This window comes from Pseudomonas sp. FH4, from assembly GCF_000510915.2.
GTDB lineage: Bacteria > Pseudomonadota > Gammaproteobacteria > Pseudomonadales > Pseudomonadaceae > Aquipseudomonas > Aquipseudomonas brenneri.
Genome location: NZ_AOHN01000019.1, coordinates 155,652 through 171,861 on the forward strand (window position 1 = coordinate 155,652; position 16,210 = coordinate 171,861).

Annotated in this window: 13 protein-coding genes; 1 reads left to right on the forward strand and 12 read right to left on the reverse strand. The window is 61.0% G+C overall.

All coding sequences use genetic code 11. The features are described from left to right. Positions 1–3: 3 nt before the first annotated feature. The 8 genes from H097_RS14090 to H097_RS14125 form a co-directional block, all read right to left on the reverse strand. A complete protein-coding gene (locus H097_RS14090; RefSeq protein WP_032860456.1) occupies positions 4–1,329 on the reverse strand; it encodes an aminotransferase class III-fold pyridoxal phosphate-dependent enzyme in 1,326 nt (441 codons plus the stop codon). Continuing rightward, positions 1,326–2,843: a serine hydrolase domain-containing protein gene (locus tag H097_RS14095; protein WP_032860457.1), complete on the reverse strand. Its 1,518-nt coding sequence runs from the start codon at positions 2,841–2,843 to the stop codon at positions 1,326–1,328. The genes H097_RS14090 and H097_RS14095 overlap by 4 nt, the downstream gene beginning before the upstream one ends. 67 nt (positions 2,844–2,910) lie before the next feature. Then, complete coding sequence (locus H097_RS14100) at positions 2,911–4,191, reverse strand: OprD family porin (RefSeq protein WP_032860458.1); 1,281 nt, start codon at positions 4,189–4,191, stop codon at positions 2,911–2,913. Between the two features lie 130 nt (positions 4,192–4,321). Continuing rightward, entirely contained in the window at positions 4,322–5,953 is a 1,632-nt protein-coding gene (locus H097_RS14105) for an ABC transporter ATP-binding protein (RefSeq protein ID WP_032860459.1), read from the reverse strand. 2 nt (positions 5,954–5,955) lie between these two features. Beyond that, on the reverse strand, positions 5,956–6,825 hold the full coding sequence (locus tag H097_RS14110) for an ABC transporter permease (protein WP_032860460.1): 870 nt from the start codon (positions 6,823–6,825) through the stop codon (positions 5,956–5,958). Continuing rightward, entirely contained in the window at positions 6,822–7,763 is a 942-nt protein-coding gene (locus H097_RS14115) for an ABC transporter permease (RefSeq protein WP_032860461.1), read from the reverse strand. Before H097_RS14115 ends, H097_RS14110 begins: the two co-directional genes overlap by 4 nt. Before the next feature lie 10 nt (positions 7,764–7,773). Beyond that, on the reverse strand, positions 7,774–9,342 hold the full coding sequence (locus H097_RS14120; RefSeq protein WP_032860462.1) for an ABC transporter substrate-binding protein: 1,569 nt from the start codon (positions 9,340–9,342) through the stop codon (positions 7,774–7,776). A gap of 127 nt (positions 9,343–9,469) precedes the next feature. Further along, on the reverse strand, positions 9,470–10,336 hold the full coding sequence (locus H097_RS14125) for a hydrolase (protein WP_032860463.1): 867 nt from the start codon (positions 10,334–10,336) through the stop codon (positions 9,470–9,472). Positions 10,337–10,468: 132 nt separating this feature from the next. On the opposite strand from H097_RS14125, the gene H097_RS14130 reads away from it, so the two are divergent. After that, on the forward strand, positions 10,469–11,347 hold the full coding sequence (locus tag H097_RS14130) for a LysR family transcriptional regulator (RefSeq protein ID WP_032860464.1): 879 nt from the start codon (positions 10,469–10,471) through the stop codon (positions 11,345–11,347). Between the two features lie 14 nt (positions 11,348–11,361). On the opposite strand, the gene H097_RS14135 is transcribed toward H097_RS14130, so the two are convergent. The 4 genes from H097_RS14135 to H097_RS14155 all read right to left on the reverse strand — a co-directional run bounded on the left by H097_RS14135 (position 11,362) and on the right by H097_RS14155 (position 16,197). Further along, complete coding sequence (locus H097_RS14135) at positions 11,362–12,306, reverse strand: Dyp-type peroxidase (RefSeq protein WP_032860465.1); 945 nt, start codon at positions 12,304–12,306, stop codon at positions 11,362–11,364. A gap of 473 nt (positions 12,307–12,779) precedes the next feature. Then, positions 12,780–13,286, reverse strand: coding sequence for an AAA family ATPase (locus H097_RS14145; protein ID WP_032860466.1), 507 nt, complete (start codon positions 13,284–13,286; stop codon positions 12,780–12,782). Between the two features lie 289 nt (positions 13,287–13,575). Continuing rightward, positions 13,576–14,823, reverse strand: coding sequence for an OprD family porin (locus tag H097_RS14150; RefSeq protein ID WP_032860467.1), 1,248 nt, complete (start codon positions 14,821–14,823; stop codon positions 13,576–13,578). Positions 14,824–14,862: 39 nt separating this feature from the next. Continuing rightward, entirely contained in the window at positions 14,863–16,197 is a 1,335-nt protein-coding gene (locus H097_RS14155) for an aromatic acid/H+ symport family MFS transporter (protein WP_032860468.1), read from the reverse strand. Positions 16,198–16,210 lie beyond the last annotated feature (13 nt).

Consider the following 16,210-nt stretch of genomic DNA (forward strand, 5'->3'; position numbering starts at 1 on the left):
CCTTCAGGCCACGTGTTTCAGGGCGCTCGCCAGGGTGTCGAACACCTGGGCGATCTCCTGTGGGCTGATCACCAGCGGTGGCGATATCACGATGGTGTCGCCCGAGCCGCGCACCAGTACGCCGTTATCGAAGCACCACTGCGCAACTTCGCTACCCCGCGCACCTGGAGCGCCTGGACGCGGCTCAAGTTCAACGGCGCAGAGCAAACCGATAGCGCGTACGTCCAGCACCGGTCCGACGCCCTGCAACGCGAGTGCGGTCGACTGCCAGAGCCCGCTCACAGCGTTGACGTGTTGGTTGATGCCCAATTCACGATGCACCTCAAGGGTCGCCAACCCGGCCGCACACGCCAGCGGATGCGCCGAATAGGTGTAGCCGTGCATCAGTTCAATGACATTGGCCGGCCCGGCCATGAACGCTTCATAGACCGCACCGCTGACCAGTACCCCACCCATGGGTACCGCGCCGTTGGTCAGGCCTTTGGCGGTGGTGATCAGGTCCGGGGTCACGCCGAAGGCTTGCGCGGCAAAGGCAGCACCGACACGACCAAAGCCGGTGATCACCTCGTCGAAAATCAGCAGCACGCCGTGCCGCGTGCAAATCTCACGCAGGCGCTGCAAATAGCCCTGGGGCGGTGGGTAAACGCCGCCTGAACCGGTCACTGGCTCGACAATCACGGCGGCCACGGTGCTGGGGTCCTGGATGTCCAGCAACTGTGTCAGCGCATCGGCGTAACTGGCGCCCTGCTGCGGCTGCCCGACGCTGAAACGCATCCCCGCGTCATACGGCAGCGGCAGGTGCGAGACCTCCCCCAGCAGCGGGCCAAAGTCACGCTTCTGACGGCCGATGCCGGAGACCGACAGCCCACCGAAGCCCATGCCATGATAGCCCTTGGCGCGCCCGATAAACTGGGTACGGCGGCAGTCGCCACGCGCCTGGTGATAAGCCCGCGCGATCTTCAGCGCGGTGTCCACCGCCTCAGAGCCCGAGTTGGTGAAGAACACTTGCTCCATGCCGGCGGGGCTGATTTCGATCAGGCGCTCGGCCATTTCCAAGGCCTGGGGGTGGCTCATCTTGAATGACGACACAAAGTCCAGGCGCCCCGCCGCTTCACGAATGGCTTCGACGATTTTTGGCTGGCCATGCCCAGCGTTGACGCACCACAGCCCCGCCATCGCGTCGAGTACGCGGCGTCCATCGGTGGTGGTGTAGTGCATGCCGTCGGCACTGGCGAACATCATCGGTTGTTGCTGGAACTGACGCATCGGGGTAAACGGTGCCCAGAACGCGCCGCTGGCGGAACCTGAAGGGTTGGAAAGATCGTTCATGGCGACTCCTGCAAAGCAATGGTTGGATGGCCGGTCAGCGTCGGGCGCTGCAACGGGCCTGCGTTAACGTTGACGCTGCGGTCCACAGACAAGATGCCGTGTTCGATGCGGCAAGTGACCTGGTCACAAAACGCGGTCTCGACAAACTGCCAGGTCATGCACAACACCCCGTCGTCGCTCCAGCGCGCCTGCGCGACCACCGGGGTGAGCTCCGGCTGATATTGGTGATGCAGATAGTGGCCGGTCATGCTGGTCTGGCTTTCGATGCCATCGGCCAGCCCGGCGCGAATACAGTGGGTGCCACGGGGGTCGGTGAGGTAGAAATCACAATGTTCACTGCCGAACTGCAGGCGTACCTCGTTGACCTGGTCTTCATTGGCCTCGATGACGAACGTGCCGCTGAACTCGGCCTGGCGCGGTGAGTGCGAAGCACCGGACATGACGGGCCGCTGCTGGTGCGCCAGCAACGCCGCCAGTTCGGCATCCACCGCGCCGTCGGTGGGCACGCCCAGCGCCGGCAACAGGTGTTCCCAGAGCAAGCTGTGCAAGCGCCGCTCGCCCAGTGGCAGCCCGGCGGTAAACGCAATCACCGCGTTATGGCGGGGCAACACGATGCACTGCTGGCCAAACACGCCTGAGGCGTAATAACCACCGTGCTGGGTCATCCACCACTGATAGCCGTAGCCTTCGCGGCGCGTGATCCCGGCGTCGCTCGACTCGTCACGGCCCAGGTAGCGCTTGCCATCGAAGGCGCCCATCCACACATCATCGACCTGCCCACGGGTGGCTTCGGCCACCCATTCGCGGGACAGCAATTGCTGCCCCTCCCAGTTGCCTTGTTGCAGATGCAGCACGCCGAACTTGAGCAGGTCTTCGGTACGGCAACTGAGGCCATTGCCGCCGGTGTTGAAACCTCCTGGCGCAAGGTCCCACTCGATCGGGCCCATGCCCATGGGCTGGAAGATCCGCGCGTTGCACAGGTCGAACGCCGTCTGGCCGCTGACCACACTGACAATCGCCGAGAGCATGAAGCTCGATGCACTGCTGTAGATGAAGCGTTGCCCTGGCGGGTCTTCGACCGGCTCGCTGAGGAACAATTTGACCCAGCTGTCACTGCGCCCGCGCCAGGCCCCGCCGGAGATGCCCTGGCGATGTCCGGTGCGCATGGTCAGCAAATCCCGCACGGTCATGGCCGCCAAGTTGGCGCTGATGGATGACGGGCAATCTGCGGCAAAAAAATCCACCACCTTGGCGTCCAGCGACAGCACACCGTCATCCACTAACAGGCCGACGGCCATGGCGATCCAGCTTTTGGTCGCCGAGTGCTGAACATGCAGGCGTGCAGCGTGATAAGGCGCCCAAAATGCTTCGGCCACCACCGCACCGTCGCGGTAGAGCATGAAACTGTGCAATTGCAGGCCCGCAGCGTTCACCGCATCGATGAAATCACTTACGCCACGCGCCGATACGCGTTGTTGGCTGGGCCGTGCCCGGCGCAACGGCAAACTCGTCATCTGATCTATCCCCTTATTTCCACTGCCTGGGCATGCAACAGGCGGTGCCTGCTGCATGCCATTACCGCTACCAGAGCGCCACGGTGTAGCCCAGGATCACTCTGTTTTCGTTGGTGTCACGGGCGAAGTTGCTGGTGGCACTGGCGTTCTGCCAGCGCAGCGACACGTCCTTGAACGTACCGTTCTGCACCACATAGCCGAGGCTCAGGTCCCTCTCCCACTCGCGCCCTTCGCCGTTGAAGCCGATGACCTTGGCGTTGTCGCCCTTGGCATAACGCGTCGAGAACAGCAGGCCCGGAATGCCCAGCGAGGCGAAGTCATAGTCGTAACGGGCATGCCACACGCGCTCTCCGGTCTGGGAGAAGTTGGCCAGTTGATACTCGGTAAACAGGTAGGTGTTGGTACCGTCCACATACGTGAACGGCGTCGAACCGTATTGCGCCTGGTAACCGCCGCTGAGGTTGTGTCCGTAGAGGCCGTAGCCGATACGGGTACTCAACGCCCGGTTATCCACCTTGCCGGCCAGGGCTGCCGCGTCTTCACTGGCGTTGAAGTAGCGGATGTCCGTCTTGAACGTGCCCGGGCCCCACTTGAAGCTGTTTTTCAAACCCAGGTAATGCTGTTGGTACAGGCTTTCCAATTGCGCGAATTGGTAAGTCACGAAGGTCGTCGGCGTCAGTGCGTACTCACCGCCGGCATAGCGGAACTCATCGCTTTTGGCGCTGCTTTTATAGGCGCCATATTGGCTGGTGAGCCCCATGTCCTCATAGTGAGTCGAGTCGCGCTGCTTGACCTGGTCCAGTTGGCCCGCGGTCAGTGTCAGCTTGTCGATGTCCTTGGAGGTGAGTGCCGTGCCGCTGAAACTCTGCGGGAACAGGCGGCTCAGGTTCGGCTGCAAGGTCGGCAGGTCAGGCACCATATAGCCCACGCGCAGTTCGCTTTTGGCCAGGCGCGCCTTGCCGGTGATGCCGAGTTTGGAGTAGTTGTCGTGGGCGCGGCGGGCGTAGCTGGGGGAGCCTGGCTCAGCTGTGCTTGAGCGCGCCAGCAGCCCGGTGCCGGAGTTGTCCGGGCTCGAATCGAGCTTCACACCCAACATGCCGACCGCGTCCAGGCCAAAGCCCACCGTACCGTCGGTAAAGCCCGATTCGACCTTGAGGATAAACCCCTGTGCCCATTCGGCGCGCTTGTTCTGCCCGCTGGATTCGCGGTAGTCGCGGTTGAAGTAGTAGTTCTTCAACTCAAGCACGGCTTTGCTGTCGGCGACAAAGTCGGCCTGGGCAAACAAGGGCATGAAACCGGCGCCCATGACGCTGGCACGGGTGACAACTTTGTTGATGCGGTTCTTCATGTGTAGGTTCCTGGCAGACAGGTTGAGTGGGGTTGTTTTTGTTTTCTTCGGCCATGGCTTCGCCTGCTTCACACATCGTCGATGTGCGAAGGGTTGGGTTTGCATGCCAAGGCCTGGGGTGCAGCGGTACCTAAATCACACTGGCGCGGAGGCGGTAACTGCCGTCCGCACGTTTTTCCAAGGGGCTGGCCGCCGCGAGTAGCCGGCGGGTGTAAGGGTGTTGCGGGGTATCGAAAATCGTGTCACGCGGGCCGATTTCGACCACTTCGCCCTGGTTCATCACCGCCACGCGATGGGCGATGCGCTCCACCGCCGAGAGGTCGTGGGAAATGAACAGGCAGGCAAAGCCATATTGGCGTTGCAGACGCTCGAACAATTCGAGGATTTGCTTCTGGATGGTCATGTCCAGTGCCGAAATCGGCTCATCGGCAATCACCAGTTTGGGCCGTCGTACCAGCGCCCGGCCAATCGCCACCCGCTGGCGCTGGCCGCCGGACAGTTGATGGGCAAAGCGCTCGCGAAATTGCTCGGGCAAGCCCACGTCCGCCAGGGTCTCGGTGACTCGCTGACGCTTTTGCGCAGGCGTCAGGGCTGGCTCGTGGCGCAGCGGCTCGGCGATGATCTGGCCGACCGTCATGCGTGGGTCGAGGGATGAATACGGATCCTGGAAAATCATCTGGCATTGCAGGCGATGCGCCCGATTGGCGGCCTTCAGGATGTCCACGCCCTGAAACAGGATCGCCCCGGCACACGGGTTGACCAAGCCGACGACCGCACGCCCGAGGGTGGTCTTGCCCGAGCCGCTGCCGCCGACCAGGGCCAGGGTCTCGCCCGCAGCGATGCTCAGGTTTACCGAGTGCACCACGCGCTTGGGCTCGCTGCGCCCCCAGAAACTGCGAGGCCCCGGGTGTTCGATACACACCTCCCGGACCTGCAACAACGCGCTGTCGGCCGTTGGCAAGGGTACGAGTTCGCCGCGCCGAGGCAGGGCTTCGAGCAACTGCCGGGTGTATTCGGCCTTGGGGGCGAAGAGGATATCTTCGATGCGCCCCTGCTCCACCGCTTTGCCCGAGCGCATCACCACCACTTTGTGGGCATAACGCGCCACCAGGGACAGGTCGTGACTGATAAACAGAATCGCGGTGCCCTGCTCGCGGGTCAGTTCCAGCATCAACTCGATCACGTCCAGTTGTGCCAGGCAGTCCAGGGCCGTGGTGGGTTCGTCAGCGATCAACAGCGCCGGGCGCAGCAACATCACCGAGGCCAGCATGATGCGCTGGCGCATGCCGCCGGAGAATTGGTGCGGGTAGGATGCCAGGCACTTTTGCGCGTCCTTGATGCCGATGCGTTGCAGCATGGCGATACAACGCTCGCGGATCGTTGCCGCATCCAGTGCGGTATGCAGCTTGAGCGCCTCGCTCATCTGCCGGCCAATGGTCAGCGCAGGGTTGAGCGAGACCATCGGCTCCTGGAACACCATGCCGATCCGCGCGCCACGCAGCTCACGCATGGCCTTGGCATTGCGGCTGTCCAACGCTTGGCCCTGGAAGGTGATGCGCCCGCCGCAGACCTGCATCGGTGCCGGCAGCAGGCCAATGGCAGCGCGTGCGGCCATGGTCTTGCCGCTGCCGGACTCGCCCACCAGTGCGACGATTTCGCCCGGGGCCAGGGTGAAGCTGAAATCATCGACGGCCAGCGGACCGTCCACCCCGACACGAATCTGTAGATTTTCAACGGCCAGTAAAGGCACTGGAGCACTCATGCTCATTTCCTCATGCGCGGGTCGAGACGATCACGCAAGGCATCGCCGAACAGATTGATAGCCAGCAACGTCAGGCTGATAAAGATGCCTGGGAAGATCCCCAGCCACGGCGCCGTCGAGATATAGGTGCGGCTCGCCGAGAGCATGCTGCCCCAGGTCGCGGCCGGTGGTGGAACCCCAAGGCCGAGGAAGCTCAGCGCACTCTCCGAGAGCAACGCCCAGCCAAACATGCTGGTGGCCAGCACACACAAAGGCGCCAGGCAGTTGGGCGTGATGTGGCGGAACATGGTGTACAGCTCGGAGTTGCCGATAACCCGCGACGCCTCGATGAATTCCAGTTCACGCAACGACAGCACGCTGCCGCGCACCACCCGCACCACCGACGGGGTGTAGGCAATGCCCAGGGCAAGCACGATGCCGTACTGGCTGGCACCGACAATCGCCATGATGCCCAGGGCCATGAGAATGCCGGGAAACGCCAGCAACGCATCGTTGAGCATCATCAACACACGGTCGGTCCAACCGCGCAGGTAGCCGGCGAGCATGCCGATCAGCGTGCCGCAGATGACCGCCACGCTGACCGAAAGCAGGCTGATCCACAGGCTGGTACGCGCGCCAATGATCAGGCGGCTGAACACGTCGCGGCCAAACTCGTCGGTGCCCAGCCAATGCATGGCGCTCGGCGCATGCAGGCGCGAGAGCAGGTCCAGCTTGAGCGGGTCGTAAGGTGTCCACACCACGCCGAGCAATGCCAGTAACACCAGGGCCGCGAGCAAGCTGCCGCCGATCAGGGCGTTCAGCGGTGGGTAACGCCGGCGCCGCCGAGGCTGGGTCGCCGCCACGGTGGGCAAGGCAGGAGTCTTGAGGTTCATAGCTTCACCCTTGGATCGAACAGCGGATACAGCAGATCCACCAACAGGTTGACCAACACATAGATGCAGGTGACCAGCAGCAGGCAACCCTGCAGCACCGGGTAGTCGCGGGAGAAGATCGCATCGACCATCAAGCGGCCGATACCTGGCAGGGTGAACACGGTTTCCAATACCGCAATGCCGCCGAGCAAGTTACCGAGGATCAGGCCAATCAAGGTCCAGGTCGGCGCAAACGCGTTGCGCAAGGCGTGTTTGCACAACACCGCGCCTTCTGACAAGCCCTTGGCCCGTGCATGGGCGATGTATTCCAGGCGCAGTACCTCAATGGTGCTGGCCCGCGCCATCCGGGCAATGGCACCGAACTCCACCAGGGTCAAAGTGATGATCGGCAGTACCACATAGGTCAGCGCTTTCATCGGGTCGCTGGCAAAGCCGACGTAACCGATCACCGGCAGCCAACCCAGTTGAATGCCGAACACATACAGCAGCAGCAAGCCCAACCAGAAGCTCGGCACCGACAGCAACAAAGTCGCCGTCGCCACCAGGCCCAGGTCCATCGCGCTGTTTTGCTTCCAGGCAGCGAGCAAACCCACCGGCACCGCGAGCAGGGTCGCCAGCAATACCGCCACCAGCACCACGGTCGCACTGACACTGAAGCGCTCGACCAGCAATTGCAGCACCGGCTGGCGGCTGCTGATGGACACACCAAGGTCGCCGCTGAGTACCGACTTGATCCAGATCAGGTACTGGGTCACCACCGAGTGGTCCAGCCCCAGACTGCTACGCATGTCGGCCAGGCTTTGCGGGTCGGCCATGTCGCCCAGCATCAGCAACGCCGGGTCGCCGGGGATCAGGCGGATCAAGGCAAAGACAATCACCGAGATCAGCAACAGGGTCGGCACCGCCATGCCGAGCCTGTGCAATATGAATCGAAACATAGCGCTCGCCTTACTTGGAAGTGTCGGCCAGCTTCACGCCCCACAGGCGCGGCTTGGCAACGGGCCAGGAACGATAACCCTCGACGCGCTTACCCATGGCGCCGATGGCCGTGCCGTTGTAGATGACCACCATGGGCACATCCTCAAGCATCAGCGTATGCAACTTGTCGAACAGTGGCTGGCGCTTGGCGGGGTCAATTTCACGCTGGGCCTCACGCAATATCGCCAAGGCCTGGGGGTTGTCCCAGACTTTGCGCGGTTCCTTGTTCTTGTCGCCGATCACTGATTCGTAGCTTTGCGCCGCATCGAATCGCCCTGAATAGGAGAACGACATCATCTGGTAGCTGCCGGTCTGGTAGCGCTCCAGTTGCGTGCCCCACTCCAGGGTCTCCATCTCGATATTGATCCCTGCCGCCTGGGTCATGGCCTGGCTGAGCAGGCCCATGTCGAACATCTGCGGGTAGCGTTTATTGACCAGCATGCGGATTTTTTCACCGCTGTAGCCGGCCTCTTTCAACAGGCGCCGGGCCTCGTCAAGGTTGTAGGTATAACCCTGGTGCGCGGTGCCGTCGTAGTACGGGCTCGCGGTGGGGATGACCGAGTTGTTGACCACCGACAAGCCATCGGACAACGCCGCCACCATCTGCGCATAATCCAGGGACAACGCCACCGCACGACGGATGCGCACGTCCTTGAGCAAGGGGTCGCGAGTCTGGAATAACAGGCCGCTGATGGTCATGATCGGGCTGACCTGGATCTGCAGGTTCTTCACCTGCTTGAGTTGTGCCGCGTCCATCGCGGTCACGTCCGGCAGCAGGTCCACACCACCCGACAGCAGCGCGGCCTTGGCCGAGGCCGAGTCGGGGATTACCTCGAAACGCACCGTGTCGACAAACGCCTGCTTATTGCCGGTGTAACCATCCGCCTCGGTTTCGGCCCGTGGGGTGTATTGTTTGAAGCGATCCAGCTCGACGTACTGGCCCTTCTGCCATTTGCCCAGGGTGAACGGCCCGGTGCCAATCGGGGCGCGCCAACTGCCATCGGCGGCCAGGGAGTCCGGGTGCAGGATGCCGCTGCCGGCGCAATCGGGACGGGCCATCGCGGCCAGGAACAAGCCGTTGGCCTGGTCCAGCGTGAACACCACGGTTTTCGGATCGGGCGTGGCCACATCGACGATCTTGGCTGCGCCGCGCCCATCGAACTCCGCCAGGCAACGCCACTGGGTCTTGGGATCCAGGTAGCGCTGCCAGGTCCATTGCACATCCTTGGCGCTCAGCAGTTGACCATTTTGAAAGTGCACGCCGTCACGCAGAGTGAAGGTATAGCGCAGGCCGTCCGGCGAGACGGCAACCGCGCTGGCGAGCATTGGCGCGATGCTGGTGTCTTCACGGTACGCCACCAGCCCTTCGACGATATGCATCATCACCGCGTCGGTATTGTCGTCGCGGTTGACGCCTGGGTCGGTGCTGCGGATATCACCGTTGAGGCCCACGCTGATGACCTGGTCTTGCGCAACCGCCATGGACAAGGTGCACGCCGACATCGCGACGGCCAGTGCCGTCTTTACGTAATTATTCACGGGAAAAAGACTCCTTGAAGGAATTTTCCGGTCAGTGGCCGAAGGCCAAGGCAGGACCGGCATCAGAATGAGTGAATCCTTGGTTATTGTTATACGGTCTGTTCTGAGTGCATCTACCTGCGGTGTATCAGCCCAGGCTGCGCTTGTGGCGCAACACCTTGGCGAAAAAATCCTGGGCAGCCGGCATGGCCTTGATGCCCTGGTGCGCGACGTTGGGCAGCAGATCGAAGTGCACCTGCACGCCGGCGGCTTCGAAACTGGCCTTCAAGCTGGCCAGGCGCTCCGGGCGCGTGCGGCCAGCAGCGTTGGCACCGGGCATGAAGTGTTTGCCGCCTTCGCGGTGGGTGATTTCCCAGGTTTCGAGGTCTGAATCCCCCACCACCATATGCACCGGCAACTGCTGCAAGGCTGGCAGGTTCAGCGGTTTGCCAAAGCGCGTCGCGAAGTCTCGCACGCCCACCCACCAGTCCTGGTCGGCATCCAGCAAGGTCACCGAACCCGGCGCACCGATGGACGCTGCCCAGAGTTTCTCCGGGTGCAGGTAGCAAAAACGATGGGTGAATTGCCCGCCGCCGGAATAGCCGAACAGCGCGAAGGTATCGAAGCGGCGACCGTAGCGCTTGCCAACACTGGCGATCATGTCGAGCAATACCTGGTCGTAGTGGATATCGCCTTCGACCATCTGTTTGTAGCCATCACCGTTGCCGTCCCCCAGCACGCCGACCGGGAACAGCGGCGACAGGATCACACAATCGTTCCAGCGGCCAAACTCTGCGAAGCCATTGCGGTAAATCTCCATCGCACGGGTCGAGCCGTGCAGCGACACCACCAGATCTACTGGCCGGTTGCTGTCCTCGATGGCTTCAGGCACGTAGAGGGTGTAAGCAAAACGACTGTCCTCATGATGCGAATACACGGTGGTCGCGCCAAGGTGGTACACGTTCTTTGCAGCACGCAAGGCTGCATCTTCAGGGCTGATATCTGGATTGCTCATGGGGGAAAGTTCGCCGAGTCAGTTCGGACTGGAGTATTGGTCGCCCGCTATAAAAAGAAAAACTAATTTAACTTTAGCAAGAGTAAACAAAACCTTTACTATTGATCCGCACCCATGACTACGGGCCTCCCTATGAGCAACATCCGTTTCTTCAAGACGTTCATCGCCGTCGCTGAGTACGGCAGTTTCGCCGCCGCCGCCGACCGGGTGGCGCTCACCAACGCCGCCGTCGGCCTGCAAATGCGCGCCCTCGAAGAAGAGATGCGCCGGCCGCTGTTCGACCGCAGCCAGCGGCAGATCAAGCTGAGTCGCGATGGCGTGTTGTTGCTGCCCAAGGCCAAGCGCCTGCTGGCGGACTACGAGCAAATGATCGCCGAGGCACCCGATGACATGGCCATGGAGGGCGAAGTGTCCATCGGCGGTATTACCTCGGGCATGGGCCTGCTCGCCAATTGCCTGGTGCAACTGAAAAAACTGCACCCGCGCATATCGGTCAACCTGATGACCGCGCGCTCCGATGAAGTGGTCAACCTGGTGCACGCCGCCAAGCTCGATGCGGCCCTGCTGATCGAGACGGCGCGGCAAAACTTCGACGGTTTGAGCTGGACCCTGCTCTACAACGAGCCCATCGTCATGCTCGCCAATACCACACAGACCGCCGGTATCAACGATGCCGTGGAATTGCTCAGGACTCAGCCGTTCATCCGTTATGACAGGTCCACCGCCGTGGGCCGCAAGGTGCAGTCGATCATCAAGAGTGAATCGGTCGAACCGTTGGAAATCCTCGAACTGAACTCGATCATCGGCATCGCCGACCTGGTCCGCCAGCAAGTCGGGGTGGCGATCGTGCCGCTGTTGAAGAACTTTGACTGGGACAAAGACCCCAGCCTGCGCGTCCTGCCGCTGCCCGGCGACTTGGCAGTACGCCGGGTGGGGATCTTGGAGCAAGGCACCAAAAGTGCGATTACCGGGGAGATTCGCAAGTTGCTGATGTCGGCCGTGGCGAAGTGAGCCTTACCTGACGCTTATGGCTCACGCTCAGCCAACTCTTCCAGCAAGTCAGCGGACGGCACGAAAAACAAGCTGCCAGTGACCGCCGTACTGAAGTCCAGCAACCGGTCATAGTTGCCGGCAGGCAGGCCGACAAACATGTTCGCAAGCATCCGTTCCAAGGGCTGCGGCGAACGCGCATAGCCGATGAAGTAGGTACCGAACTCCCCCGCTCCCGGCCGGCCGAACGGCATGTTGTCGCGCAGGATTTTCACTTCCTCGCCATCCTCGGTGAGGGTGGTCAAGGCACTGTGTGAGTTGCTCGGCTTGACCTCATCTGCCAGCTCGATATCCGACAGTTTGGTGCGCCCGATCACCCGTTCCTGGGCCTCTGTGGACAAGGCGTTCCAAGCCGTCATGTTGTGCAGGTACTTCTGCACCAGCACATAGCTGCCACCACTGAATGCCGGATCTTCGTCACCGACGATGGTGAAACCGACGGCCTTGCGCCCGGTTGGGTTCTCGGTGCCGTCGACAAACCCAATGATGCTGCGCATATCGAAATTGCGGAAACCCTGGACCTCATCAACCACGGTCACCGCATCGCCCAGGGCCACCATGATTTGCGCGGCCAGTTCAAAGCACAGGTCCATGCGATCGGCGCGAATGTGCAGCAACACATCCCCAGGCGTGGCAACCGCCATGCGCCCTGCTACACCAACTGCCTGAAACGGATGCAGGGCGGCCGGGCGTGGATTGCCGAACAATCCATCCCAGGCCGTCGATCCAAAGCCGCACACACAGGTCAAGTTGCCGTCGGGCACGCGCTTGCCGACCGAGCGCGTGAGGGCTGCGATATCGCCGCACCATTTCCGTACCGTCCTGGCCGCATCGTTGCCAGGGGCAAGTGTGGCGACCATGAAAATGGCGCTGCTGGTGATCGGGCTACATACGGGTTGAGGGTCAATATTCGGGTTCATCGTGATGGATTCCACATTTAAGCGTCCGGTTAAGTCGCCTTGACGTCATGCATTCTGGCTTGGTTTTTTACAGACCACATTACTATCGGATACAGAGAGCAGGTTCTAGAGGGGATTCATTTTCGACCAGTTGCTGGGGGCGGATTGTTACAGCAAACTCAGTCCGCTCGCCCCACCTAAAGGAACTGAAATTATATGAAGGATCAATCCAGCCCTATCCCCCTGGTTATCCTTGACGTGCAGGACGCCATTGATCGTCCGAGCTGGGACGGGAAAAATAATCCTGGGTATGTTGCGGTGGTCCAGCGTCTTCTCATTCTCTGGCGATCAAACGACTGGCCAGTCTGCACGTGAAGCACGATGAACAAAATCCTACATCTAGTTATTACGTCCACGGACGAAGTGATCGCTCAGTTCACTTAAGGCTAAGAGGCGTCCTTAACCGCCCGGCCTCACCTTGGGCTTAGCCGACGCTACTCACTGGCCAGGAATCGGTTGATGATCATCGAGACCGCTTGCACTGAAGAGGTCAGTGCTGTGTCTATGCAAAACGGAGCTTTGTCCCACGGCTCATATTCATGATCCAGTACAGACTGCCAGGTTGGCGGAGTCAGACCGGGAATATCAACCACTCTTGTTTCTACCCGGCGCTGATGTTCATGATTATCGGAGCAAATCACTTGGATATTTGCTAAGCGAACACCAGAGTGAGAGGCGATTTCGCTCCACGCGACTCGGCTTTCGATGACGGGGTTGACACAATCAACGATGACCGTGCGGCCCAAACGAAGGTTACTCCGCGCAAGCTCATAAGCGACCATATAACCACTGCGCCCTACATCTTGTGCAAGAGCACCAGAGTTTCGAATCGCCTGCTCAATCGTATCAATGCGCAGGTACACGGCACCTGTCGTAGCAGCGAGATCATTGGCGATAGTCGTTTTTCCGGTGCCGGGAAGGCCGCTAAAGACGATCAGCATTCTATGTCCTTCGATTAGTGAGTTAACCCAGTGTAGGCAGCGGCCAGTTACCCCGGGGATATTCTCGGCCTGTTCGACATCGGGGGTCCTGGGCAATCTGGAGGCCCCACAGTCTGAAGCCACGCAACTTGCCAATACGTTCGTCGGTGATATTACCTGGTTGCCCTTTGGCAGCTTTAGCGGGTTATGGCTGAACGTCAGGTTCCGCTGATCTGGGTCCAGCCAAGCGAGCTGGGCCTGATGCCCTGCCCGCTTATCGGTGGCTGCAATCAATTGCCCGGACAGTGTCTTAAAGCAGCGTCCAGGTGTAACTGAGGATCAGCCGATTCTCATCGATATCACTGCGGTAATTAGAGCGTGCCATCACATTACGTACCCGGATACCCAAACCACTGAGCACGCCGCTTTGCACGGCATACCCGATATCCAGGTCCCGCTCGCGGTCCCGCCCTTCGTAACCAGCGCCGGTACTCACATTGTCGCCCGTGATATAGCGCAGCGTGGTCGTCAGCCCCGGCATCCCCCAGGCGGCGAAGTCGTAGTCATGGCGCACTTGCCATGAACGCTCGTCGGTATACGCGAACTCGTAAGTCGGCACTTCATTGCCCAATGGCGTGACATTGGCAAATACCCTCGGGAAGGCACTGTCGCCATACATGGCCTGATAACCCACGTAGAAGGTATGGCCACCGCGCTTGGCCGACAGCAGCGAAAAAAACGCCTGGTTATCGATCTTGCCGAGCAACTGGTCGCCATCCTCCCGCGCAGTGTAGTAGCCCAAATTGGCGCCCAACACCCAGTTTCCGACCGCCTGGCTGTGCTTGAAGCCGACAAAGTCCTGGGCATAGATGTCTTGCAACTGCCCATGCCAGGCGCTGACGCTGCTGCGATTGCCATTGAAGGTGTAGTCGCCCCCGGCATAGTTGAAAGCATCACTCTGAGCCCCGCGCTGCGGTATATGGCCGAGCATGGCGAGCATTTTTTCATCACCGGCCTCATTACGCAGGCTGGTGCTGGTCAAGTGCCCGGCCTGCAGGGTGAGGCCGGTGATTTCACTGGAGCTGATGCTGAGCCCCTGGTAACTGGGCGGCAGCAGGCGTATGTCGCTGAAGGCCAGTACCGGCAGGTTCGGCTGCAACTCACCGACCTTCAGTTCGCTCCTGGACAGCCGCGCCTTGAAGGTCAGGCCCAGGCGACTGTAGTTGTCAGCGGCACGGCCATCGTCCTTGACCGGCAGCAAGCCGCTATTGACTCGGTCGGGGCTGCTGTCGAGCTTGAGACCCAGGGTGCCCAGCGCATCCAGGCCAAAGCCCACCGGGCCTGGGGTGTAACCGGATTTATAGGTGAGGATAAAGCCCTGGCCCCACTCCTCGGCCTTGGACTGCTGGTTGGCGCCGACAATGTCCGAGAAGTCGCGGCTGAAGTAGTAGTTGCGGGCCTGCAAGGTGGCGGTGGAACTCTCGAAAAAGCCACCCTCGCCAGCCGTTGCGGCAAGGGGCAGCCCTAGCAGGGAAAGCCAGATTCGTTGTGTGTTCATGTCGTTGCTCTTTGTTTTTATTATCGACGGTTAGAACGGTTACAGCGCCTGGGCAGCCGGCAGGCCAATACGGGTACGCCGTTCATTCAGGGCAAACACCGTCATCGCCAGCGCTGCTATGGCACCGGGGATGGCAAAGGCCATGAAGTTCAGTTGCAGGGGCAGTTCGATCGCCATCAGCGCGCCGCCCAGCAACGGGCCGACGATCGCGCCATTGCGCCCGATACCGGACGCCCAGCCCAGGCCCGTGGCGCGAATCGACAGGCCATAGAGCTGCGCCGCCCCGGCATACAGGAGGATTTGCGTGCCGATGGTGGTGGCGCCCGCGATGAAGATCAGCAGATACAGGACCGGCATCGGGCTGTTGATGCCCAACAGGCTGATCGACACCACTGCGGCGGCAAAGAAACTGATCACCACTTTCACCAGGTTCAACCGATCGCCCAAGCGCCCGCCGATCAGCGCCCCGGCCATGCCACCCAGGTTCAAGGCAATCAGGAACGACAGGCTCGACCCCAGGCTATAACCGGCCCCGGCCATCAGCTTGGGCAGCCACGAACTCAAGGCATAGACCATCAACAGGCAGCAGAAAAACGCCGTCCAGATCATCGCCGTACGTACCGCCAGGCCATGACGGAACAGCTCTATCACCGAGGCGCCCTTGCCTTTGCTGTCTGTCACGAGCAACTCGTCCTCGGCATCGATCCGGGTGCCCGGCGACAAGCGATTGAGCAACGCCCTCGCCTGCTCCATCCGACCCTGGCGGATCAGGAAACCGATGGACTCGGGCAGCCAGAGCACAATCAGCGGCAGCAACACCAGTGGGATAACGGCCACAAAAAACATCGACGACCAGCCGTAGGCCGGCAGCATGAAGATGCCCACACTGGCCGCCAGCATGCCGCCCAGGGAATAGCCGCTGAACATGAAGGCCATCAAGGTGCTGCGGACTTTCTTCGGCGCATATTCGTTGATCAGCGCGGCCGCGTTGGGCATCAGCCCGCCACAGCCGAGCCCGGCGATAAAGCGGCAGATACCGAATTCGGTGGGGCTGCTGGCAAAGCCGTTGACCACGGTGGCGATGCTGAACAGCGCAAAACAAAAGACGATGCCTTTCTTGCGCCCGAAGCGGTCGGCCAGGGTGCCGAAGATCAGCGCGCCGAACATCATGCCGAACAGCGCATAGCTGCCCAGGGCGCCGGCCTGCAAGGGCGTGAGCCCCCACTCGCGCATGATCGAGGGCAGGACTACGCCGTAGATAAACAAGTCATAGCCATCAAAGATCAACAGCAAGGCACACAGGCTCACGATCAGCCAGTGAAAGCGGTTGAAAGGTGCATTATCGATAATCGAATGAACGTCATGGGTACGCATGGCAGTGCTCTCT

Excerpts from the sequence above, each read along its gene's own strand:
- H097_RS14090 (WP_032860456.1), bottom strand. The coding sequence starts at position 1,329 with ATGAACGATCTTTCCAACCCTTCAGGTTCCGCCAGCGGCGCGTTCTGG.
- H097_RS14095 (WP_032860457.1), bottom strand. The coding sequence starts at position 2,843 with ATGACGAGTTTGCCGTTGCGCCGGGCACGGCCCAGCCAACAACGCGTA.
- H097_RS14100 (WP_032860458.1), bottom strand. The coding sequence starts at position 4,191 with ATGAAGAACCGCATCAACAAAGTTGTCACCCGTGCCAGCGTCATGGGC.
- H097_RS14105 (WP_032860459.1), bottom strand. The coding sequence starts at position 5,953 with ATGAGTGCTCCAGTGCCTTTACTGGCCGTTGAAAATCTACAGATTCGT.
- H097_RS14110 (WP_032860460.1), bottom strand. The coding sequence starts at position 6,825 with ATGAACCTCAAGACTCCTGCCTTGCCCACCGTGGCGGCGACCCAGCCT.
- H097_RS14115 (WP_032860461.1), bottom strand. The coding sequence starts at position 7,763 with ATGTTTCGATTCATATTGCACAGGCTCGGCATGGCGGTGCCGACCCTG.
- H097_RS14125 (WP_032860463.1), bottom strand. The coding sequence starts at position 10,336 with ATGAGCAATCCAGATATCAGCCCTGAAGATGCAGCCTTGCGTGCTGCA.
- H097_RS14130 (WP_032860464.1), top strand. The coding sequence starts at position 10,469 with ATGAGCAACATCCGTTTCTTCAAGACGTTCATCGCCGTCGCTGAGTAC.
- H097_RS14135 (WP_032860465.1), bottom strand. The coding sequence starts at position 12,306 with ATGAACCCGAATATTGACCCTCAACCCGTATGTAGCCCGATCACCAGC.
- H097_RS14145 (WP_032860466.1), bottom strand. The coding sequence starts at position 13,286 with ATGCTGATCGTCTTTAGCGGCCTTCCCGGCACCGGAAAAACGACTATC.
- H097_RS14150 (WP_032860467.1), bottom strand. The coding sequence starts at position 14,823 with ATGAACACACAACGAATCTGGCTTTCCCTGCTAGGGCTGCCCCTTGCC.
- H097_RS14155 (WP_032860468.1), bottom strand. The coding sequence starts at position 16,197 with ATGCGTACCCATGACGTTCATTCGATTATCGATAATGCACCTTTCAAC.